Annotated in this window: 21 protein-coding genes and 2 riboswitches; of the genes, 15 read left to right on the top strand and 6 right to left on the bottom strand. The window is 46.3% G+C overall.

Translation table 11 applies throughout. The features are described from left to right. The first annotated feature begins 15 nt into the window (after nucleotides 1–15). Together AC58QT_RS15100 and AC58QT_RS15095 are read left to right on the top strand one after the other, a co-directional pair. Nucleotides 16–2,013 carry a hypothetical protein gene (locus tag AC58QT_RS15100; RefSeq protein WP_497409685.1) on the top strand — a complete coding sequence of 666 codons (1,998 nt, stop codon included), beginning with the start codon at nucleotides 16–18 and terminating at the stop codon, nucleotides 2,011–2,013. Nucleotides 2,014–2,027: 14 nt separating this feature from the next. After that, nucleotides 2,028–2,549, top strand: coding sequence for a YbjN domain-containing protein (locus AC58QT_RS15095; protein WP_497409684.1), 522 nt, complete (start codon nucleotides 2,028–2,030; stop codon nucleotides 2,547–2,549). Nucleotides 2,550–2,619: 70 nt separating this feature from the next. On the opposite strand, the gene AC58QT_RS15090 is transcribed toward AC58QT_RS15095, so the two are convergent. After that, complete coding sequence (locus AC58QT_RS15090) at nucleotides 2,620–3,324, bottom strand: hypothetical protein (RefSeq protein WP_497409683.1); 705 nt, start codon at nucleotides 3,322–3,324, stop codon at nucleotides 2,620–2,622. A 129-nt stretch (nucleotides 3,325–3,453) separates the two neighbouring features. On the opposite strand from AC58QT_RS15090, the gene AC58QT_RS15085 reads away from it, so the two are divergent. Together AC58QT_RS15085 and AC58QT_RS15080 are read left to right on the top strand one after the other, a co-directional pair. Then, the gene (locus AC58QT_RS15085; protein ID WP_497409682.1) at nucleotides 3,454–3,924 is read left to right on the top strand and encodes a GNAT family N-acetyltransferase; all 471 of its coding nucleotides are present in this window, start codon (nucleotides 3,454–3,456) and stop codon (nucleotides 3,922–3,924) included. 442 nt (nucleotides 3,925–4,366) lie between these two features. Continuing rightward, nucleotides 4,367–4,549 carry a hypothetical protein gene (locus AC58QT_RS15080; RefSeq protein WP_497409681.1) on the top strand — a complete coding sequence of 61 codons (183 nt, stop codon included), beginning with the start codon at nucleotides 4,367–4,369 and terminating at the stop codon, nucleotides 4,547–4,549. Between the two features lie 506 nt (nucleotides 4,550–5,055). On the opposite strand, the gene AC58QT_RS15075 is transcribed toward AC58QT_RS15080, so the two are convergent. Further along, nucleotides 5,056–5,940: a pentapeptide repeat-containing protein gene (locus tag AC58QT_RS15075; RefSeq protein WP_497409680.1), complete on the bottom strand. Its 885-nt coding sequence runs from the start codon at nucleotides 5,938–5,940 to the stop codon at nucleotides 5,056–5,058. 129 nt (nucleotides 5,941–6,069) lie between these two features. Here AC58QT_RS15075 and AC58QT_RS15070 point away from each other — a divergent pair, with 129 nt between their 5' ends. The 4 genes from AC58QT_RS15070 to AC58QT_RS15055 all read left to right on the top strand — a co-directional run bounded on the left by AC58QT_RS15070 (nucleotide 6,070) and on the right by AC58QT_RS15055 (nucleotide 9,822). After that, a complete protein-coding gene (locus tag AC58QT_RS15070) occupies nucleotides 6,070–6,495 on the top strand; it encodes a GTP pyrophosphokinase (RefSeq protein ID WP_497409679.1) in 426 nt (141 codons plus the stop codon). 133 nt (nucleotides 6,496–6,628) lie between these two features. After that, nucleotides 6,629–7,828 (top strand): ATP-binding protein, encoded by a 1,200-nt coding sequence (locus AC58QT_RS15065; RefSeq protein ID WP_497409678.1) that lies wholly within the window; start codon nucleotides 6,629–6,631, stop codon nucleotides 7,826–7,828. Between the two features lie 331 nt (nucleotides 7,829–8,159). Beyond that, a complete protein-coding gene (locus AC58QT_RS15060) occupies nucleotides 8,160–9,248 on the top strand; it encodes a low temperature requirement protein A (protein ID WP_497409732.1) in 1,089 nt (362 codons plus the stop codon). A 25-nt stretch (nucleotides 9,249–9,273) separates the two neighbouring features. Next, nucleotides 9,274–9,822 (top strand): GNAT family N-acetyltransferase, encoded by a 549-nt coding sequence (locus AC58QT_RS15055; protein WP_497409677.1) that lies wholly within the window; start codon nucleotides 9,274–9,276, stop codon nucleotides 9,820–9,822. A gap of 729 nt (nucleotides 9,823–10,551) precedes the next feature. Here AC58QT_RS15055 and AC58QT_RS15050 read toward each other — a convergent pair. Then, complete coding sequence (locus AC58QT_RS15050) at nucleotides 10,552–11,880, bottom strand: MFS transporter (RefSeq protein ID WP_497409676.1); 1,329 nt, start codon at nucleotides 11,878–11,880, stop codon at nucleotides 10,552–10,554. Nucleotides 11,881–12,049: 169 nt separating this feature from the next. Here AC58QT_RS15050 and AC58QT_RS15045 point away from each other — a divergent pair, with 169 nt between their 5' ends. The 3 genes from AC58QT_RS15045 (at nucleotide 12,050) to AC58QT_RS15035 (ending at nucleotide 14,868) form a co-directional block, all read left to right on the top strand. Continuing rightward, nucleotides 12,050–12,328: an autorepressor SdpR family transcription factor gene (locus AC58QT_RS15045; RefSeq protein WP_310499612.1), complete on the top strand. Its 279-nt coding sequence runs from the start codon at nucleotides 12,050–12,052 to the stop codon at nucleotides 12,326–12,328. Further along, nucleotides 12,325–12,963 (top strand): SdpI family protein, encoded by a 639-nt coding sequence (locus tag AC58QT_RS15040; RefSeq protein ID WP_497409675.1) that lies wholly within the window; start codon nucleotides 12,325–12,327, stop codon nucleotides 12,961–12,963. Before AC58QT_RS15045 ends, AC58QT_RS15040 begins: the two co-directional genes overlap by 4 nt. Nucleotides 12,964–13,172: 209 nt before the next feature. Then, nucleotides 13,173–13,264, top strand: a riboswitch (cyclic di-GMP riboswitch). A 74-nt stretch (nucleotides 13,265–13,338) separates the two neighbouring features. Next, complete coding sequence (locus AC58QT_RS15035) at nucleotides 13,339–14,868, top strand: methyl-accepting chemotaxis protein (RefSeq protein WP_497409674.1); 1,530 nt, start codon at nucleotides 13,339–13,341, stop codon at nucleotides 14,866–14,868. Nucleotides 14,869–14,878: 10 nt separating this feature from the next. Here the strand turns inward: AC58QT_RS15035 and AC58QT_RS15030 are convergent, their stop codons facing one another. From AC58QT_RS15030 to hflK, 3 genes are all read right to left on the bottom strand, one after another. Beyond that, on the bottom strand, nucleotides 14,879–15,862 hold the full coding sequence (locus tag AC58QT_RS15030; protein WP_497409673.1) for a bile acid:sodium symporter family protein: 984 nt from the start codon (nucleotides 15,860–15,862) through the stop codon (nucleotides 14,879–14,881). Between the two features lie 212 nt (nucleotides 15,863–16,074). Further along, entirely contained in the window at nucleotides 16,075–16,947 is an 873-nt protein-coding gene (gene hflC, locus AC58QT_RS15025; RefSeq protein WP_497409672.1) for a protease modulator HflC, read from the bottom strand. Next, the gene (gene hflK / locus AC58QT_RS15020; RefSeq protein ID WP_497409671.1) at nucleotides 16,944–17,969 is read right to left on the bottom strand and encodes an FtsH protease activity modulator HflK; all 1,026 of its coding nucleotides are present in this window, start codon (nucleotides 17,967–17,969) and stop codon (nucleotides 16,944–16,946) included. The genes hflC and hflK overlap by 4 nt, the downstream gene beginning before the upstream one ends. A gap of 182 nt (nucleotides 17,970–18,151) precedes the next feature. After that, nucleotides 18,152–18,250: riboswitch (TPP riboswitch) on the top strand. 145 nt (nucleotides 18,251–18,395) lie between these two features. Here hflK and AC58QT_RS15015 point away from each other — a divergent pair. From AC58QT_RS15015 to AC58QT_RS15000, 4 genes are read left to right on the top strand one after another with little or no spacing between them, the layout of a single operon-like run. Then, nucleotides 18,396–19,016, top strand: a complete 621-nt coding sequence (locus tag AC58QT_RS15015; RefSeq protein WP_497409670.1) for a thiamine phosphate synthase — start codon at nucleotides 18,396–18,398, stop codon at nucleotides 19,014–19,016. After that, nucleotides 19,017–20,240 (top strand): glycine oxidase ThiO, encoded by a 1,224-nt coding sequence (thiO, locus tag AC58QT_RS15010; RefSeq protein ID WP_497409669.1) that lies wholly within the window; start codon nucleotides 19,017–19,019, stop codon nucleotides 20,238–20,240. Further along, a complete protein-coding gene (thiS, locus tag AC58QT_RS15005; protein ID WP_056608183.1) occupies nucleotides 20,224–20,427 on the top strand; it encodes a sulfur carrier protein ThiS in 204 nt (67 codons plus the stop codon). Before thiO ends, thiS begins: the two co-directional genes overlap by 17 nt. Before the next feature lie 4 nt (nucleotides 20,428–20,431). Continuing rightward, on the top strand, nucleotides 20,432–21,199 hold the full coding sequence (locus tag AC58QT_RS15000; RefSeq protein WP_056608186.1) for a thiazole synthase: 768 nt from the start codon (nucleotides 20,432–20,434) through the stop codon (nucleotides 21,197–21,199). Nucleotides 21,200–21,335: the final 136 nt, after the last annotated feature.

Here is a 21,335-nt window from a genome sequence, read left to right as displayed (position 1 = left end):
AGGAGCATGGTAGAGATGCCCCAAGCAAAACAAAGCCAGACCAAACCAACGAGCCCCTCGCATCAGCATGCGCAGCAATCGCAATCGGGTCCAACAAGTACCACCGCCTCACAAGTGTCACCCATGGGGACGAACATCTTTATGCAAATGCAGCGTACAGTAGGAAATCGCGCAACCCAAGCGTACGCGAATCAGATTATTCAGCGTAATCCTGCACCGCAACAGGTGCCGGTGCCCACTGTGGCACCGTCAGTAGCCTTCCATCGCCGCAGGTCAGGTACAGTCCTCCCGCCAAGACCGATGGCACCTACAACTACACCGACTACGGTGGCACCGCAACCGCAGACAACAACCCAGACACCAACACCGACAACGGTAGTTGCACCAACGGGTACAACTCAAACACCAACACCGACAACGGTAGTTGCACCAACGGGTACAACTCAGACACCAACACCGACAACGGTAGTTGCACCAACGGGTACGACCCAGACACCAACGCCAACAACGGTGGTTGCACCAACGGGTACTACCCAAACACCAACACCAACTGTAGTTGCCCCAATTGTGCCTTCTGCTTCCACTTTGCATCCGACAGGTGACGATACCAAGGATAATGCGGACATGGTTTCTGGGGTTGGCGGAACTTTCTCTGATAGTTTCGGTAAACGTTCCGATGATTTTAAAGATTCCTACGATAAAACGAAGGATCAAGGAATGGCTCAACAGTCAGCTACCATGGGTGCAGTAGCATCTACTGCAGATCTTGTAAGCGGACCTTTCCAAATTATGAGCGCTATTCGAGAGACGCTCTCTGTTTCAGGAGATACGAATCGAACGGGTCATAACAAACGTTGGCAGTATGCTGGCACAGGGTCGTCAGTTGTCGAATCAACCAGTAAAATGGTGAGCGGCGGAACTGGCTTAGTGGATAAGGCTGCCAAATCAACAGGCCATACCAAAGGGATTGGCAATTCTTCCTCTGCCAGTGATTATACGGGTACCGTGGCCGAAGCGATCTCCGCAGTGAAAAATACCATTATGGCTGTCAAAGCTATTTACGAAATGTACAGTAAGTACTCCGAAAATGGCGGCCTTGATAAAGGTGAAAAAGCAAAAGGCGTTCTCGAGATCATTAGTAACGCGGTCCAAGCTGCGCAATCTGGTGTCAAAGTGGCGAAAGGCATCATGGAAATCATGGAGACGAGCACGGCTAGCTTGCTAACTGTAATACCAGGCGTCAGCATTGCTGTAAGTGGTGTGAAAATTGCCATGAAAACGATAGACGTAATCAAGGCTGGCTTAAATCGCAGAGCTATGACGACGATGAAACGTGATTTTAAAGGCAAAGCAGAGTATGCTGATATCCTCAAAGAAAAACGCTGGTATACACGAAATGCAGGAGTAGACAAAGCGAAGCTAGCTGCGAAAAAACTTCAGTTGAACAATGATATTGCGACAGGTGATCCAATTAAAGTAGCAGCAGCTAATCAGCAACTCGATGAAATCGCGCAATATGAATTAGCGAAAGAAATGAAAAATATTAACGTGAAGCGGACAGACCGAGGAGCTATTCAAATTGGTCTTGAGCTTGTGAAGATTGCTGGCGATATCGCGACACTCACAGGCGTAGGTGCTCAAGTAGGTACGCCGCTGAAAATTGTTGCTTCAGGTATAGGTGCAGCAATGCCAATTGCGAGAACACTGAAGCAAGCTGGGCGTGATCGCGCATCGAAAGCTGGCGCTTGGGGAATTACTAAGGCAGTCTTCAATGCTGATAAATCGACTGAGAAGAAGCTGGAGAAACGTGCGCATGATACAGATCTTATCTTTGATATGTTTGCGAAGCTCCCAACGTACGACGAAACGGATGCTGCTATAGTTACTCGATATAATCAAGTAAATAGCTTTGTAGAAGCGGCTGGCATCAGTCTTTATACGTTAGAAAAGTTCAAAGGTGATCCAACTGAGTTGAAAAAAGCCATTGTTGAAGCAATGGGCAAGAGAGAATAGGAGATTAAACACATATGTTGACTGAGCTTGCACATGCGCGCCATTTGGCGCAACTAGGGCAATTGAAAGAGATTTTGGATGAAGCTGAGCTCGCCACGAACTTATTAGAGAAATCCGAAGCGATTCCGCTTCATGTGCTTATGGCTGGATTTCAAGAGGATAGTAAAGGACGAGACCGTTTCCTCCACTTTAGTTTTTTACCTTTAAATGACGATGACATTGTTGCTATTCAACTATTGCAGATATACAATACACTGCCGTTTCATCTTCAGGCAAGTGCTCGTGAAGAGGTCGCTGCGCTCTTATTAGAAATTAATACGCGGTTACCGATAGGTCACTTTGGTGTGAATGAGGAAGGCGAAATCCACTATCGTTATGTGTATAGCCTATCAGCTTCTCGCACGTTTGAAGGTGATGAAGTACTAGAGATTCTCACTTTGTTTGTGTACATGTGCGATATGTTTGCAGAGCATATTGAGAAAGTTGCCACGGGTGAAGCGAAAGCGGAGGAAGTTATCAACACTTTGAGATCTTAAAATAAACAGAACGACCTCCAAACCTATTAGGGTTGGAGGTCGTATTCTTATTTCCTCGGAAATATTCGACTTATTTCACCTTGTTTTGCAACAGCTCAACGAATTGCTTGCCGACATCTCCCATTTGACCGCCTGCTGGGCGATTGCCGCCACCGAAGCCGCCGCCATTCTGCTTTTGGCCGTCGGCTGGCTGCCCATTTCCTGTCCCGCCCGTGGCATTAGCTGTTGGCGAAGGGGACACAGCTGGTGTCTGCGCTTTGCCTGAATTGCCATTACCGCCATTACCTCCACCACCACCAGTGCCACCATTTCGATTGCTCGGGCGTTGACCATTTTGATCCGAATTGCCTTGTCCATTTGGTCCGCCATTACCGCGATTACCCATGCGTGATTCTGCATCTGTAAGGAAAGCCTTCTGAGCATCTGTAAGATTAGCTAGAAGCTTGGTTTTATTATCATCACTAAGCTCTTTCTTCGCGATGATATCCTCAGCGACTGGCAGCATAGCTTGCGCTTGCTCCTTTGTGATGGTCAAGCCATCTGCTTTATCCAGCATCATCAACATTTGAAACGTGCTGAAAAGTTGTCGCTGTGCAGGGTCCATGGCAGGACGGTTTTGTTGGTTATTCTGTTGGCCATTTCCAGCTGCCTTCTCTGTTTGCTGCCCGGATTGGGCGGTGCTAGCAGCTGCAGTTGGTTTGTCAGATTGATTGCCGCATCCAGCTAGAAGAATGGGGATTAGAATGCATATGCCTGCTAATTTTTTCATATTCATACGTGTATGTATCACTCCTATTTTTGTATTCCACGATGTTATTGTACGATGGTATTATGAAAGAATAGCGAATAAAAGCTGAAAGTCAGCTTAAAGTTAGTGGATGAAATGATAGGAGGGAGGCGCCAAATGGAGTACAGAACGATTGATGTGGAGAAGGATAGAGAAACGATCATCGCTTTTCGGAAAGACTCCTATGTGGTGAGCTTCGGGAGTGAAGAAGGTTTTGGGGATGAAGATGAGTACGTGAGAAGGATTGCTGATCGCGCTAGGCGCTTTCCAGAGGGGCTCGTGTTGATTGAAGATGAAGATCGGCCAGTTGGCCAATTGGAGCTTCAAATTGTGTTTTATGAGGGCAGTTACATTGGTTATGCTAACTTGTTCTACCTGATTCCATCCTACAGAGGGAAGGGATACGGGCGACAACTAATTGCTTACGCCGAAGGCTTCTTTGAAAAATATGCGGTAAAATCGTATCATTTGCGCGTGGCTCCAACGAATGTACGTGCGCTGCACTTATACGAAAACTGCGGTTTTCGCCTTTTAGAAAAGGAAGAAGATCAACCCCATCCTGTCTGGCGAATGGTGAAGGATCTCTAAGATCACTAGTAGCAAATATGTGACTTGAACTATTTCTTGTATCCCGTTAAAAAATAATGAGGAATAGAAAAAGCAAATGGTTAGGAATCTTGTCGGCTTTTGTTATCAATGCAATAATGTTGGGATCCCAACCGCTCAAGTCACAGAGATTGGTTCGATTCCAGAAGGAATGGTAAGCCAGCTCACTCCTGTTTGCACTTATGCTGTCCGACGTCACCTGAAAGTGAGCTAGAGATTTATACGCCTATCGAATAGAAATAGTCGATGATAGAGGAGTGACCCTGCAAACAATCGTTTGTGGGTCTTTCTAACGTTCTGGCATGAATCTCATAGTTACGGAACCTTCCTACTCTAGAGGCGTAATATTTGATGACACCTCCTAGTAAATGGATAATCACGGATACACTATTTGTTGCAAACAAATTTGAATAGGAGGAATACGATGTCTCCATTCTTTGCTTTTGGTTTCCTAGCTCTTTTTTTACGATTGGCATTAGGTATGTTATTTAGAAAAAGGATGGAAAGTAGAGGAGAAAAAGCTATGAAAGATTACAGACAGAACGGATACCTTCTTGTAGGTGTTGGAATTGTGGCTATTCTCGCTGGTATTGTTGACACTTTTTAAACCCAAACTGGGAACTAGAACTGAATAAAGACACGGAAGTAGCCTGGCACGAAAGGGGTATTGTAACAATGAAACGATATGTAAATACAGCACTTATTCTTAGTGTTGCTGCATTAATTGGTGTCATTTACATCTCACAGTTGCTTGGTATCATCTGTGGAATTATTAGTATAGTACTAAGTCTGCTACATATGAAGACTGAGAAAAAGAGATGTATAGTTGCTATTACAATCAGTTCTATTACAATTTTGGTACCTATGGTCTATGTACTAGCCCTAGTTAATTCGCTCGACGGATTTTAATGATAAATACTGGCAGGTATTGAGCTAACGAAAGAACTATAGTTGAACAAACGTTAATATGCGAAGTTCGTAATTAAGGTAGTAGATGAAAGACATGCAAAACTATGAAAACAAATAAAGAGGTGGAGCTTTTTGGAATGTAAATACCTTGTAAAGGAGAAGACCATATAATAGGATATTTTTACGTGCGCATAGCGGCTTATTTCATTCTGACATCTCGTTAGATGACCAGTGTGCAGGGCGTGTTAAATGTGCAGGCAGCTTCGTGTGGGTATCGCCTTTGGCAGCATTCACTTGAAACTGCGTAAGAAATAGACTGTCACTCAGATCAGCGCCTCTGAGGTCAGTATCCCGTAAATCAGCACCGATGAGATCTGCTTTTCGTAGGTCTGCCCCACGCAGATCTGCTGCAATTAAATAAGCCCCTCGCAGGTTGTTTGCTCGCAGATCTGCGCCTTTCAGATTAGCACCAATCAGATCGGCACCTCTCCCATAGCTTTTACGGCGCCCCTTGGTAACGGGCTGCTGTTGGAGCTCCTTTTCACGAACGCTTTCACTTGTTTGAAGAAGCCGAACATTCACGGCGGCTCGATGTGCGGCAACATCCAGCTTGGCCAGACTCTCTGGATTTAATCTTGTAAGACGCTCGGTTTCATCATACAGTAGGCTCAGCTCACTATGAAGCTCTTCCGTTGTGTGTACGTGAAGAGCTTCTGTCAAATACCACATCAGCTCCTGAAGCTGTTGCATCAGAGGAAACACCTCAAACATTTGCTTCGCGCTCTCAGGCGCTTTTCGCCAATCTTGTCCGCCAAAGGTGATCTGCGAAACCTTCTGGCCTGCGCCAAAGCAATCATAAACCGTACAACCACGAAAGCCGATCTGCCGGAGCTGGGTATGCACACCGCAACGAAAGTCGGACTGCAGGTTCGTACAAGGCTGTCCGGCATCCTTATGATTAGCAAAATCCGTGGAAGCTGCGTAAGGCAGGGCAACACAACATAGGCCAAAGCAGTGCTCGCAGTCTCCTTGCAGATGTAACCGGTCACCAGCGATATTCAGGTCTGCAGTTTGTTCGTTCTCTATCATTCATCACGATCTCCTTGTCACATACTCATTTGTATATTATACAACGTAGAAGCCATATGCAAAATCGAAGAGTTATGCTATAACTGGTGAAAAAGCTACTTATACGAACTCTGTGAGAAGGAGACATCCATGAGCACATTAACGAAGGCCATATTAATTGCGGCTAAAGCACATGATGGGCAAGCAGATAAAGGGGGCAATCCTTACATTTTGCATCCAATTCGACTAGCCAGCAGAGCAAAAACGACCGAACAATCCATTGTTGCCGTTTTACATGATGTTGTGGAGGATTCGAGCTTTACCCTATTTGATTTGAAAAAAGAAGGCTTTAGTCTACCTATCTTAGAAGCGCTAGATTGCCTTACGAGAAGGCCGGATGAGTCGTATGAAGGATTTATTAAGAGAATTAAAGTTAATCCATTAGCGTCCTTTGTGAAGCTTCTGGACTTAGAAGATAATTGTGATCTGAGTCGCATTGAACATCCTACTCGTCAAGACTATGAAAGAATCGATAAGTACAAAAAAGCGATAGCTGAATTAAGATATGGAAGCTGACACCTTGGGTGTCAGTTTTTTTGTCGAAAAAGACTTATAGTGAGCGGACATCAATCGACATACGAAATGAGCTTTTTGCAATATGATAAATGTATGTATACAAGCTGACTATATGAAGAAAGGGTTGATCGCCATGAATAACATAAAAATATCCTCAAAAGGTATCGAAAAAGCGCTTCGTAAGTTTGATTATTTGCAAGCTATTGCCGAATATATTTGGAACGGTTTCGACGCTGAGGCTACGGCGGTAGACATAACCCTTCATAAAAACATACTAGACGGCGTAGATCAAATCATCATTGCTGACAACGGTTACGGTATTAAGCTGAAGGATTTAGAGGGTAAGTTTACGCCTTTCTATGAATCCGAGAAGAGTGTGGATCCTGACAAAAGAGGGAGAACGACTTCGGCGATGCATGGGAAAAATGGGATAGGCCGCTTAACGTTTCACCATTTTGCTTCCGAGGCGATCTGGCAAACAACCTATGAGGATGGGCTATTGCTCAAAAATACATACAGCATTAGCATTCATGCGAAGCAGTTGGATGCTTATCATGTGACGAAGCCTGATGTAACCGATAAGGATAGAGGGACGATCGTCACATTTAACCATATTATTAAAGAGTTCGTCGTAGAGGATTTTTTAGCATTTTTGAGCAGAGAATTCGGATGGTTCTTAGAATTGCACGCGGACAAGCCCTACACGATTCGAATTGATGGGGTACCGTTAGATTACGCAAGCTTGATTGCGGAAAAGGAAAGCTTTACATCTGTGCATCCGATGTCGCAGATGAAATTTCGCATCACGTATATTCGTTGGGAAGATCGGATGAATCATGAATATTCGAAGCTGTATTTTATCGACTCGAAACAGAAAGAGCAGCATAAACAACCGACAACGTTTAACAATAAAGGCGATGCCTTCTACCACAGTGTATATATTCAGAGTAAGCTGTTTGATCAGTTTGATTTTAGCTGCGAAGATCTGAGTGGACAGCAGTCGTTCACCTTCGGTGCAAGCCGAAAAAGCGATGCTTTTCAATTCCTGCTAGATGAGCTGGGCACGTTCATTAGTGAGAAAAGGCAGCCTTACCTGAGGAAATTATCCGATGCTGTCATCAAGGAATTTACGGAAGCTAAGGCGTTCCCAGCGTTTACCGGTGATCCGGAAGCGGCGGACCGCAGGGATGAACTAGAAGCTGCGATACGTGAGATGTGTCATGCGGAGCCCAAGGTATTTGCTAGATTAAATCCGGAACAAAAGAAAGTGCTCGCACACTTGATCCATTTGGTAGGGTCAGAGGAAAGGCAACGGTTGATGGCAGCACTATAAGCGGTATCGATAGCGTCGTGTAAGCAGCTGCGTCCTCAGTAGGCGTGGCTTTTTCAATTGGGAAAGACAGGATTATACAGGGTTTATCTCGAATAGTTGGATACAGCTTTTTTCTGAGAGAAACGAGAGGCACGGATGAGAGCATGCTTTTTGAGCGGCAAGGAGGGTTAACGATGCAAACCGTCTATCTACTATCAGGCGACATTCGGAGTAACGAAAGATATAGACTGAATCCAAGAGTATGAACGGGCAAGGCAAACAGACATCATATCTAACAAAGGAGCCCCTCTTAATGAACAATCACACACCAGGGCTACACCACATCAAAGCAATGGTCGAGAAAAAGGTCACTTGGCTTGAGCTGTTTTACGATTTGCTTTTTGTAGCGGCCGTTTCCAAAGCGAGTCATGTCTTGCTGCATGTACATCACGGCACGATCCCACTGGAATATTTGAGTAAATTCGTACTGATTTTTATACCGATTTGGTGGGCTTGGGTGGGACAGTCCGTTTTCATCAATCGGTTTGGGCGGGATAGTACCTCGCATCGTGTTTTTCTTATTCTACAATTGTTTTTTGTGCTCATTATGACGGCTAGCTTATCTGTCGATTTTGATCAGTACTTTGTGCCGTTTCTTATTGGCTATCTAGGATTGAGAGCGATGACCGCTATTCAATACTTGGCTGTTCATCGAAAAGAAGAAGAACATCTACAAAGCACCGCGTGGTACTTAGGGAGCAGATTCTGGATTGGACTTGCCATTTCAGCGCTTTCCCTTTTCTTCGATTCTTGGATTCGATACGCCGTGTTATACGCGGGAATTATGGTGGATATCCTGCTTCCCTTAATGGGGCGAAAATACTTGGTGAGAACGCCGATTAACACGCATCATTTATTAGAGCGATTCTCGTTATTTACGTTGATTTTGCTTGGTGAGTCGGTCATTAGTATTCTCACGGTCTTGCAATCCAGTGATTGGACATGGCAATCCATCGTTTTCGCATCCCTCACCTTTCTATTGATCATCGCGATGTGGTGGCAATATTTCGAGAATGTGGAAAAGAAAGTGAACAAAGCGCTGGAAACGGCAGGGCAAACCATCATCTACGGCCATTTATTCATTTATTTATCCTTGTGTATGATTGCCGCATCCATCCAGCTGCTCTTCTTAGAGCAATTGCATTATGGCTTTATGTTAAGTTTTATTTTCGCTTCCGTGCTATTGTACTTTTTCTCAACATCGCTAGTTTTCCACAAGTATAGACATGCACATCAACGCTTAGGGATAGCGCACTTGGCGGCATTTCTAGGGTTGTTAGTAGTATTTCTTGGGTTAGATCTCATGTTTGAGATGCCCAATTATGTCATCATCGGTGAAATGATGTTATTTTTTGTTGTATATGCCAAGGGAACGACTTGAGCTATGACTGGGAGGGGAAGATGATATGCGCATCGAAATTGACGCTGACCTTACACTCAAATCACTTGAACCAAAGGATGCAGAAGCCTTATTTGCACTAACTAACACTTGTCGGGATTACCTGAGGGAATGGTTGCCATGGGTGGATGCGACCCAGCATAGTGATCATTCAAGAGCATTCATCCAACACTGTCAAAATCAAGAGGCATCCAATAATGGCTTCAATGCAGGCATTTGGTATAAAGAAGAGTTCGCAGGTTGCATCGGATTCCACCCGATCAATTGGGCTAATCATTACGCGAGTCTGGGGTACTGGTTAGGGGAAGGCTTCCAAGGTCATGGCATTATGACACGGGCCTGTCAATGGTTTATCAATTATTCGTTTAACGAATTGGGCTTAAATCGAGTAGAAATTAGATGCGGCGAAAATAACTTCAAAAGCCGATCAATCCCAGAGAAATTAGGATTTACGAAGGAAGGGCAGATCCGTGATGCCGCGTGGCTTTACGATCATTACATAGACCTTGTTGTCTATGGCATGTTGAAACGTGAGTGGCGAGCAGCAGAGGAATGATTGGAATGGGGGCAGTGGGTCGAAACATCGACTTGCGGCCCCCATTTGTGGTTGTTTGGAGGCTGTAAGTTGAAGAAGTCGAGTTACGGCGGCAGCATGCGGTGAGTTTAGTGCCGTAACTCGAAAAATTCGAGTCGAAAAATTCGAGTTACGGCGTCAGAATGAGGTCACTTGAGTGCTGTAACTCGAAAAATTCGAGTTACAGCGGTAGCATGAGGTCACTTGAGCGCCGTAAGTCGAAAAATTCGAGTTACAGCGGTAGAATGAGGTCACTTGAGTGCCGTAAGTCGAAAAATTCGAGTTACGGTGGCAGAATGAGGTCACTTGAGTGCTGTAAGTCGAAAAATTCGAGTTACGGCGGCAGAATGAGGCCACTTGAGTGCTGCAACTCGAAAAATTCGAGTTACAGCGGTAGAACGCGATCACTTGTGTGCTGTAACTCGAAAAATTCGAGTTACGGAGGCAGCATGCGGCCACTTGGGTGCTGTAACTCGAAAAATTCGAGTTGCAGTGTCAGAACGAGGCCACTTGGGTGCTGTAACTCGAAAAATTCGAGTTACGGAGGCAGCATGAGGTCACTTGAGTGCTGCAACTCGAAAAATTCGAGTTACAGCGGTAGAACGCGATCACTTGAGTGCTGTAACTCGAAAAATTCGAGTTACGGCGTCAGAATGAGGTCACTTGAGTGCCGTAACTCGAAAAATTCGAGTTACAGCGGCAAACAAGTCGCTATGCGGCCTTACGCTCCGTCTTCGTCCCCGAGAATTTGTACCATAGAAGCATCCCCACCGAACAGACCCCCACCACAATGAGCAAGCCATACACATGTTTGTACGATTGAAGCAGCGGCGTATTCTCTTGAATTTCAAGGAGTATGCCGCAAATGGCAACGGACATGGCCCCGCCAAAAAACTGTATCAGTTGCAGCAGTCCCATGCCTGATCCGATTAGCGGTTTGGGCAGTATACGTGACGTTTCATTGTTCAATGACGATACTGTTGCGGAAAATGCAGGTGAGAAGCAAAGGTAGCCAATCATAATGACCAGTGGCGAAGCACCAATAAGCAGCGAGAAGGCAATCATCACTAGGGTTAATAGCCCATGTCCGATAATCAAAAACCGCATATTGCCGAATCGATCAATCCATCGACCGACGAAGCGGGTTAAGAATGCGGACAAAATAGCTCCAGGAGCAATCGTCAAACCGATGGTCATTGCCGACTGATTGAACACCTTAGCCAGGATTAATGGCATTAAGAATAAATTGCCAAGGTTCAAGACCAAGATACAGAACCCGATCACAACCAGCTTCCGATATGCGGGATTGGTCAGCAATAAGGGGTTAATGAACGTGTCGTTGGCTCGCCGCAGATGCCACACATGGACACCGAGGGAGAGGGCACTGATGGCTAGCCACACGCCAGAGATCTGTGTCACAGCGAGTAACAAGCTCGCGGCATTGACGACCGTCAACAGCGCCCCGAAAATGTCGAAACGGAACGCCACAGGCTGCTCCTTGGGGAGCAATCGTAAAAGAATAGGAAGAATGACTAAAACCAAGCAGGTAATCGCGAACAACCCATTCCAGCCCCAATATTCGCTGATGAAACCGCCAACGATCGGGCCGAGCCCGAAAGCCATGGCACTCCCCGCCGAAATCATTGCAATGGCCGAGCCTCGACGCTCAAGTGGGATGTAGCGGCTGGCGAGTACGAGCCCAAGACCGGCCATAACCCCTGAGCCTGCGGATTGTAGAATGCGAGCAGCCAGCAAGGTGTGGAACTCGCGTGCGAACAGTCCAAAAACGGAGGAAAGTCCAAGGATGATAAGCCCAACGGTTAGCAGCTTGCGTATGGGAAGTACATCGGAGAGTCTGCTATATAGGACTGTGGATAAGGCATAGCCAATGGAATAGCTAGAGATGACCCAAGCTCCGAGATCCGCAGTGATGTGGAGATCTTGAATAATACTAGGAATGGAGACGTTGAACATCGTCGTATTCATAACAACAATGAACAAGCCTATTGTCCAAACGGGCATTACAATTTTATCGTTCATGTATATCCATCCTGACTGGCGCGAGAAGTAAGTACAACTTCTTATTATAAACCTACATCGTCCAATAACCAAAAAAAGAAGAAGGGCAGACGCCAATTGACAGGTTCGAAAATCGGAGGTATTATTTATTGTATATTTAGATAAATATCTAAATAAGGAGGGCGCCCATTTGAATGAGGCATTTAAAGCGTTAGCAGACCCAACTCGTCGTGAAATTTTACAGCTGCTTAGAGAAAAAAGTATGAATGCTGGCGATATTGCTGATCATTTTAAGATTAGTAAGCCGAGTATCTCGCATCATTTGAACCTGCTGAAACAAGCGGGGCTTGTAATGGATGAACGTCAGGGGCAACATATCATGTATACCTTGCATACTACGGTTGTTGAAGACGTCATCGGATGGATGTTTAACATACTTAACAAAAAAGATCAGGAGGAACAGTCATGAAGAAATGGAGAGAAATTTTATTATATGTGATTAGTCTATCCCCAGTTTTAGGCGGATTAATCCTGTATAATCGTCTTCCAGACACGATGGCAAGTCATTTTGGCGTCAATAATGAAGTAAATAGTACGATGAGCAAAGAAATGTCACTTTTCATGCTGGTACTGCTAGGTCTGCTGCCGTTGTTCATGCGAATTATGAGAGCTATTGATCCGAAGAAAGCGAATTTCGAGAAATTTCCCGCTGCTTATGAGGTTACGCGGTTCGGGGTTTCCATTCTTTTAGCTATCGTAGGTTGGGGGATCATCTTCTTTAACTTGGGCTATAACCTGGACTTTAAGAAAATGACAATGATATTACTAGGCTTGCTGTTTGCCGTGATGGGGAATTTCCTAACGCAAGTGAAGCCTAATTACACATTTGGCATACGAACGCCATGGACGCTCGCCAATGAGGAGATTTGGAGGAAAACGCATCGTTTAGGTGGACCGCTTATGATGGTGGGGGGAGTCATTTCGCTGATCGCTGCTTTCTTAACGTCATCAATCGCAATCATTATTTTTGTAGCGGCCATTGTCATTAGTTCCTGTATTCCTATTCTCTACTCTTATGTGATATTCACTCGGCTTTCGAAGTAAATAGGTTATGTTTGAGGCTGCCAGCGATGCGCTGAGCAGTCTTTTTATTACGCCGGTCAATATTTCTTGAAAATCGACAAAAACTTACAATTATCGCTATATACACATCCTGATTTGCTACCTATAATAATCAATAGGAAATGCGCCTTAAGTAGGGTGTCTAAAGTAATAACAGGCTGGATAAATAGTAGTATACATACGACTAATCGAATTGAAAAAGGCAAATCATTGGAAACAATGAGACGCAAAGCCATGGCCTAACGCATACCTCTCTGTATGCTATGGTTGACAGGTTGCCGAGTTTGAAGGGATCATCCTTAATTCGGGGTGGTCTCTTTTTGTGTTTCATCAACATTTTCTAGGGGGAAGCTTGTCATGAAAGCAAAAAAACGTGTCATGCAATTCATTGTTATCGGAACACTGATCTTGGCTTTACTCGTACATGGCTTATCGAGCTTTACACATGGAGCTATGCATCATGACGCAATGACAGCATCTTCTCCCGCCTCATCGTTCCTGTTTCAATGGTTATTTTGGTTGCCAATCGCGTTAGTTACGCTTAGCATCATAATGTACAGTTTCAACAAAGATCATGGTTGGCTGCCATTTTTACACACATTATCACTCACTTTGTGCAGTTTCTCAATTATTGCCGGCGGAAAAGGTATGGTGGAGTATCATTTTTCAATATTCATGGTGCTAGCCATCCTCATGTATTATGACAACATCAAGCTGCTATTGTTCAGCACAGTCTTATTTGCAGCACAGCATTTGTTAGGCTATCTCTTCTTTCCAGAGCTGGTGTATGGTGCTCATGAATACGCTTTCTCGATGGTGGCTATTCACTTAGTATTCGTTATTCTATTTATTGGCGCGGTCATCTACCAGTTAGCTTCGAATCGAAAGGCGACAGAAGCATTTGAACACGCTCAAAAGGGTCATATGCAGCAAACTGTGAAAGACATCATCAATCGTCTTTTTGATACGTCACAAGAAGTAAGGATGAACTCCAACGGACTTTCGGTCCAGTCCTCTGAATTAAACCGCTTAACTTCCGAGGTCGTCCAGACGATGCAAAAGGTGGAGCAAGCAGCCATCCATCAAGAGCAAGGGGTGGAAATTAGCAGACATGCCGTTACCGAAATGTTAAAAGATACGACGCTCATCGCAGAAAACTCATCCAACGTATCGGATATCTCGAACGAAGCTGCACAAGAAGCGGAGAGAGGCAATGAATTGATCCAATTCGCTGTTCACCAAATGCAATCGATGAATAGTACTATTCATACGACAGCTGAAAAGGTAAAAGTGCTCGGTGAACGCTCCGAAGAAATTAATCAAATCGTTAACTTGATTACAGATATCGCTTCACGGACGAACCTGCTTGCCCTGAATGCTGCTATCGAGGCTGCACGGGCTGGCGAACACGGAAAAGGCTTCACCATCGTTGCTAGTGAAGTCCGTAAACTAGCTGAGCAAACGAGCGCCTCTGCCAAACAGATTGCAGATCTCATTCAGGATGTTCAGTCGAATAATCAAGCGTCTATGGCATCCATGGATCAAGTGATTGTGACTTTCGAACACGGAAACGATGCCGTCGTTGCAGCAGGGCGTGCTTTTGAACTTATAGCCAAAGCTGTATATGCCATCGCTGCACAAACGCAGGATATTCGCGGAGCGTCTCAGCAGGTGTCCGCAAGCACACAACAATTCAGCATGACGATGGAAGAAATATCGCATCTCTCCACCCAGTTAGCTAAGAACGTGAAATCCGTCAGTAAACGGACCGATCAGCAGGATCAGCTCATTTGTAAAACATCGCAGCTAGCAGATTTATTAGGCGCGCTAAGCGATAAATTGAATGACATCATGAAGACGACAGAGCAGTCATTCGCCCAACCCTAGAGTGGATAGTTTACATCTGTTTAACACCATTAACGGTTAAACTTGGGGTGTCACTTTTCAAAGCATATTTCCGATTTAACAGAAAGCCAAAGAGGGAAGCAAGTGATTGCTGAAACAGCATCCCAAGCACAACTGGAATCGCCACGGGTGGCGGGAAGTAAGCGACAGCGAGTACCGCGCCCGCACTAATATTTCGCATACCACTGTTAAACGTAAGGGCAACCACGACATCTTGTTCCCAGCGGAATAACTTGGCGACAAGCCAACCCAACATGTAGCCCAGTGAAGCCACGAGGAGCACGAAGCCTGCCAATCCGAGCAACTTCGCGTTAAAGTCACGTAAATAAGGTGCAATAACGGAGCTATTAATGGCAACGACGACGCCCATGAAAATCTTAGAAAAGGGGCCTAAACGGCCACCCCATTGTTCCTTAATTTTGCCTCGTGTCCATTGATTCAACAGCATGCCGATGAGAGATGGAACGACGATCATGAAGAATAAGCCTTTCATCATAGCGAACGTATCCAGCTGCACTTTGGTGCCGACGAGTACAGAGAGCGTATAGGGTACGACGAAAGGTGAGAGAATCGTATCCATCAGAATGATCGACAGTGTCAGCACGATATTGCCTCGATAGATCGCCACCCACACAAAGCTAGTAATTCCTGTAGGAATGGCTGCAGCCAAAATAAGGCCCGTAATCGTCAACGGTTCATGACTATAAACGACATGCCCGAGACCTAGCGCGATGAGCGGCATCCCGACATGCAGAATGAATAAAGTAGTTAGCAGCGGAAGCGGTTGAACGACGACTTTGATGAACTCTTTAAAGCTGGAAGAGATGCTGCCTGAAAAGGTCATAAAAGCAAATAACCACGGCGATAGATAAGTAAATCCAGATAAGTGACTTCCAAGTAGAACCCCAATAAGAACACTTAGGGGAGTGATGAGGGGCAAAATCTTTTCTAATTGTCGATTCAGCTGAGGCAGCATCTAGGTGTACATCCTTTCATGAACAACCTGACACGCAGGCTGCTAGGTAGAATATATGAGAAGAAAGCTTGATGAGTAGTATTGGATTTCATGAAACCAACGATAAACGCATGTATGACTTGCCGTCAAGGAAAATTGCGAATAGATGAAGGTTCATGACATAAATAAAAAGCATGCCATCCAAAGATGACATGCTCGGAGATCAAACCTATTTATTTACCAAGTAAAATTTTGGTGTATGGTGAATCGATCGGCAGCATGATAACAGGCTCCCCTTTAAATGACACCAAGTAACTATCCAACGTACGATAGAAATTGTAGAAGGCAGGGTCCTGGCCATACGCAGTGTTGTAGATTTTGGCTGCTTCTTGCTCGCCTTCAGCTACGATTTTCTTCGCATCTGCTTGGGCTTGCGCGATCAACTCACTTGCCTGTCTGTCGGCTTTGGAGGTGATTTTTTTGGACTCCTCATCACCCTCGGATAAGTACTTCGCCGCGATCGATTGACGGTCAGAGATCATCCGTTTATACACGCTTTGCTTATTGGAATCTGGAAGATCCGTGCGCTTGATGCGCACATCGACGATTTGAATACCGTAGTTATCACGTTCCATTAACTCGGAAACTTCCTTCGTAATCTCATCGTTCAAATTACCACGTTGTGTGTTTTCGCTAATGATATCGCTGTAATTGATCTCCGACAACTTCCGTCTGACGGTGTTGTACACAGCAGCATCAATACGCTCTTCTCCGCCGGTAATCGATTGAATCGTACGTAAGAACTGTTGTGCATCATCGATTCGCCATACCGTATAGTTATCGACTTCGATTGGTTTTTTATCTTTGGTCAAAATGGAAGTGGGTTTACTATCATACACCATTTGATATTTAGGAAGCGTACGAACCGATTCAATGAATGGAATTTTAAAATGAATGCCAGGCTCTGTTTGGATACGAACCGCTTCTCCAAATTTGAGAACGACGCGATATTGCCCCTCTTTGACAATAAACAGAGAGAGCAGGAAGAGAATAACGATAACTACACCAAGGATGGATCTAAGAATCCATTTACGTTGTAAGGTCATTTCGCAGCCCCTCCTTGCGTTGTACCGGTTGCAGTGCCAGTTGCAGTACCAGGTGGGCGCAACAGCTCGTTAATCGGTAAGTATTTAACCGTTTCGCCTGTGCTGTCGCTGATGAAAATTTTGGCATTCGGCAATATTTTCTCTAACGTCTCGATGATAAGCCTGCTCTCTGTAACTGATTTATTGTTCGCATATTCCGCATACAGGGCGTTAAACTTCGCCACATCCCCCTGCGCATTCAAAATCCGTGATTTCTTCTGAGCTTCGGCATTTTCAAGCAGTGCTTGAGCGTTACCGCGCTCCCTTGGCAGGATATCATTTTCGTATTTCGTCGCCACGTTAATTTTCGTATTTTTCTCTTCACGTGCATTGGTTACATCTTTAAAAGCATTTTGCACATCGCCCGCTGGCGGCTCGATATCTTGGAACTTCAAATCGACAATATGAATACCTGTTTGATATTTGGTTTGCATGTCAATCAATCGCTCTTTGACCTTGCCTTGGACCTCAGTTTTACCTTCCGTGATGGCAAAGTCTAGCGCAGTAGCGCCAATAACGGAACGAATCGCTGCACTTGCGGAGTTACGAAGGAACAATTCAGCATTATCAATATTGTACAAGTAGTTGCGCATGTCACTGATATTCCATTCCACAACGGCATCAGCGGACAAAATATTTTCATCCCCCGTAATCATCATCGCTTCTTCTTCTACAGGAGTAATTTTACCACCTGTTTCGCGGAAGCCGATTTGGATTCGCTGTGTCATTTTAGCAGGAAGGACAATGACCTGTTGAATCGGAAAAGGAAGTTTAAAGTGCAGCCCTGCTTCCTTCTCAGTCGTATATTTGCCTAAAGTTAGAATGGCCGCTTTCTCATGCTCCTGTACGGTGTAGAAGGTGGAAGATCCGAAAATAAGGGCGAGAACGATGACAAGGCCGATAACAATTTTGGTCATCAAGCCTGGCGGGAGGGAAGAAGAGGGTCTTCGTCGATCGGGTTCTGGCAGTACAAATGGTTCCATGGCAAACACCCCTTAATATAAGATTTACTGATATGCTATACGGGAAGTTTTGGAAATGGTTTCAGGCAGATGAGGTAATTCTCACTAAATTGAGAAAGGCTAGGCTAACTGCAAGTGAAAATGGAAAATTGGTATTTCCAAGAGTTGGCTGCCATGCTATGATGATTAGTAATTGCATACGAATGAATCCCTAGGGGCGCCGAGAGGCTGAGACAGTGTAGACTGAACCCTTTGAACCTGATCTGGTTTATGCCAGCGGAGGAAAGTGGAACGAGCTTTGGAGCCGATTTAATCGCTATTTATGATTAGGCAACCTACAACCACTTTTCTAAGGAAAGTGGTTTTTTTGTGTTTCACGACGATGTCAGGATCTTTGCATGTAGATCAGTTATAAGTGAAATTGGCTGGAGAGGAAGTGGGGGATCAGTGTCGGAGAAAGAGTTGCATGTCATATCGGACGGGAAACTTTCATGGTCTGCGCTGGCAACAATTGCGCTTCAGATTTACCCGTATGTCACGGCGATCCATATCCGGGAGAAGATGAAGTCCTTGGACGAAGTGTTTATCGGCGTGCAGTACTTATTGGAGCAAGGGATTCCAGCTAAGCGTGTGTACGTCAACGGTTTTCCTTCTATTGCTCTAGCCTTGCAGACAGGCGGTGTGCAGCTCCCAGGCACAACGCCATCGCTTGTTATTCAAGATGAATTATGCCGGGGGATACAACGAATCGGAGTATCTGTGCATCATTCAGACGAGGCAAAATGGCGTGAAAAAGAGGGGGCCGACTATGTCATGTTCGGTCATATCTTTGCGACAAACTCTAAGCAAGGATTGCCGCCTAGGGGCTTGGAGCAGTTAAGACAATTAGTTAACGAGATTAACATTCCTGTTATTGCGATAGGCGGGATGACACCTGCGAGGGTAAAATCCGTTCTGGATGCAGGTGCATCTGGGATCGCGGTGATGAGCGGAATATGGGAAGCAGCGGATCCTCTCGGAGCCGTACTGGCCTATCAAGATGAGCTTAGACAGATTGAGGTGAGTTGAATGTCAGTAACAAGATCCCATGTCATCATCATTGGCGGTGGTGTGATTGGTACATCTATTGCCTATTATTTGGCGAAAAGAGGGCAAAACGTCACGCTGCTAGAGCGCAGCCAGCTAGGCACGGAAGCCTCGGCAGCCGCTGCAGGCATGCTCGGCGCACAGTCCGAGATGGAAGACACGGGCGCCCTGTTCCAGTGGGCGCGCCTAAGTAGATCGATGTTCCCCGAGCTGAGCGGGGAACTTCGAGAACTCACGGGCATCGACATCGGTCTCGTCCGTGAGGGGCTCTTGAACGTCGCGCTCAGCGACGATCACGAACAGGAGCTGCGCGCGCGAGCGAAGCTCCAACGTGCAGCGGGCGAGCAGGCCCAGTGGCTCAGCGCCGCTGAAGCCACAGCCCTAGAGCCCGCGCTGAGCGCAGCGACGCGCGGAGCCCTGTACCTGCCCGAAGATGGGCAGGTCGACGCTCCGCTGCTGGCGGCGGCATTCGCGCAGGCGGCGCAGGTGCTTGGGGCGAAGGTGCAACCGTTCGCCCAGGTGCAAGGGCTGCTGACCGCGCAGGAGCGCGTCATTGGCGTGCAGACAGCCGCCGGTCCGCTCTACAGCGACCACGTGGTCGTCGCCGCAGGCACGTGGAGCGGTCAGCTGCTGGGGAGCATCGGCGTCGAGTTGCCGATGTATCCCGTGAAGGGCGAGTGCTTCTCCGTACGGACGCCGAAGCCTTTATTAAAGAAAACCCTGTTCTCGCCAGGGTGCTATATCGTGCCGAAAGCCGGCGGACGGCTGGTGGTCGGCGCGACGGTCGTGCCGAACAGCTATGACCGCAAGGTGTCGCTTTCGGGGTTGGCAGAGCTGATGGAGCGCGCGAGGGGGCTGATGCCTGCTCTCGGCGACGCAGAGTGGGAGAAAGCTTGGTCGGGGCTGCGTCCGCAGACAGCCGACGGGCTGCCTTACATCGGCAAAGTGCCGACGATGGAGGGCTTGTATACAGCGTGCGGGCATTACCGCAACGGGATATTGTTGAGCCCGATCACCGGGAGAGTGATAGCGGATTGGATTGTTGGCGGAGATGGCGCAGGTGAACAAGGGAATCGTGCGATAGCCCCTTGGCTGGATGCCTTCAGCCCGGATTTTTCGCCAAATACGAAGCGAGTGAGTCAGCAGGATCAGGACACATTTTCAGCGACAGGAAAGGAATGGATAAGCATTGAAACTGCACATTAATGGTCAACAGGTTGACGTGCCTGACACGATTCGTACAGTTGTGGAGTTGCTGGCACACTTCGATTTAAGCGACAAAATGCTCGTGGTCGAGCATAACGCAGCCATTTTACATAAAGAGGATCACGCTGGAGCTGAGCTTGCAGAAGGACACAAAATTGAGATCGTTCATTTCGTTGGAGGAGGATAAAAACATGTTAAAAATCGGTCCATATGAGTTTCGTTCACGTTTATTGCTAGGTACGGGGAAGTTTCCTGATTTTCAAATTCAAAAACAAGCGGTGGATATCAGCGAGTCCCAAATTCTGACGTTTGCGGTACGACGGATGAATATATTTGAGGCGAGTCAGCCGAATTTCCTGTCGATGCTGGACACGTCGAATTTCACATTGCTGCCGAATACCGCTGGTGCCAAAACAGCTGAAGAAGCCGTCCGCATCGCACGTTTAGCTAAGGCTTCAGGCTTGTGTGACATGATCAAAGTTGAGGTTATTGGGGATGAAATGACGCTGTTACCCGATCCAGTTGAAACGCTGAAAGCATCAGAAATGCTGCTGGAGGAAGGCTTTATCGTACTTCCATATACATCGGACGATGTGTTATTAGCTAAACGTCTGCAAGCACTTGGCGTACATGCGATCATGCCTGGTGCATCACCGATAGGCACGGGTCAAGGGATCATTAATCCGTTGAATCTGAGCTTCATCATCGAACAGGCGACAGTTCCTGTCATCGTGGATGCAGGGATTGGTGCACCTTCAGATGCGTCTTTGGCAATGGAAATGGGAGCTGATGGTGTGCTGCTGAACACAGCAGTATCCGGTGCGAAGGATCCTGTCAAAATGGCATATGCCATGAAACTCGCGATCGAAGCTGGACGCGCCGGTTTCGAAGCAGGCCGCATTCCGAAGAAGCGTTATGCGTCGGCGAGCTCTCCGATGGATGGATTGAGCCGCGTATAGGTTGTGACTAGTGCTCGCTGAGGCGGGGGATGACTCCTACACCCATTCATGTGGGCACTATCCCATTGGCTCAGGATATGGTTTGACGTTTGCTGACCTGAGCCAAAGGGATAGTGGCGATATAGATATCTGATTG

This window comes from Paenibacillus sp. J31R109 (genome assembly GCF_059692055.1).
This window is presented reverse-complemented; position numbering and strand designations above follow the sequence as displayed.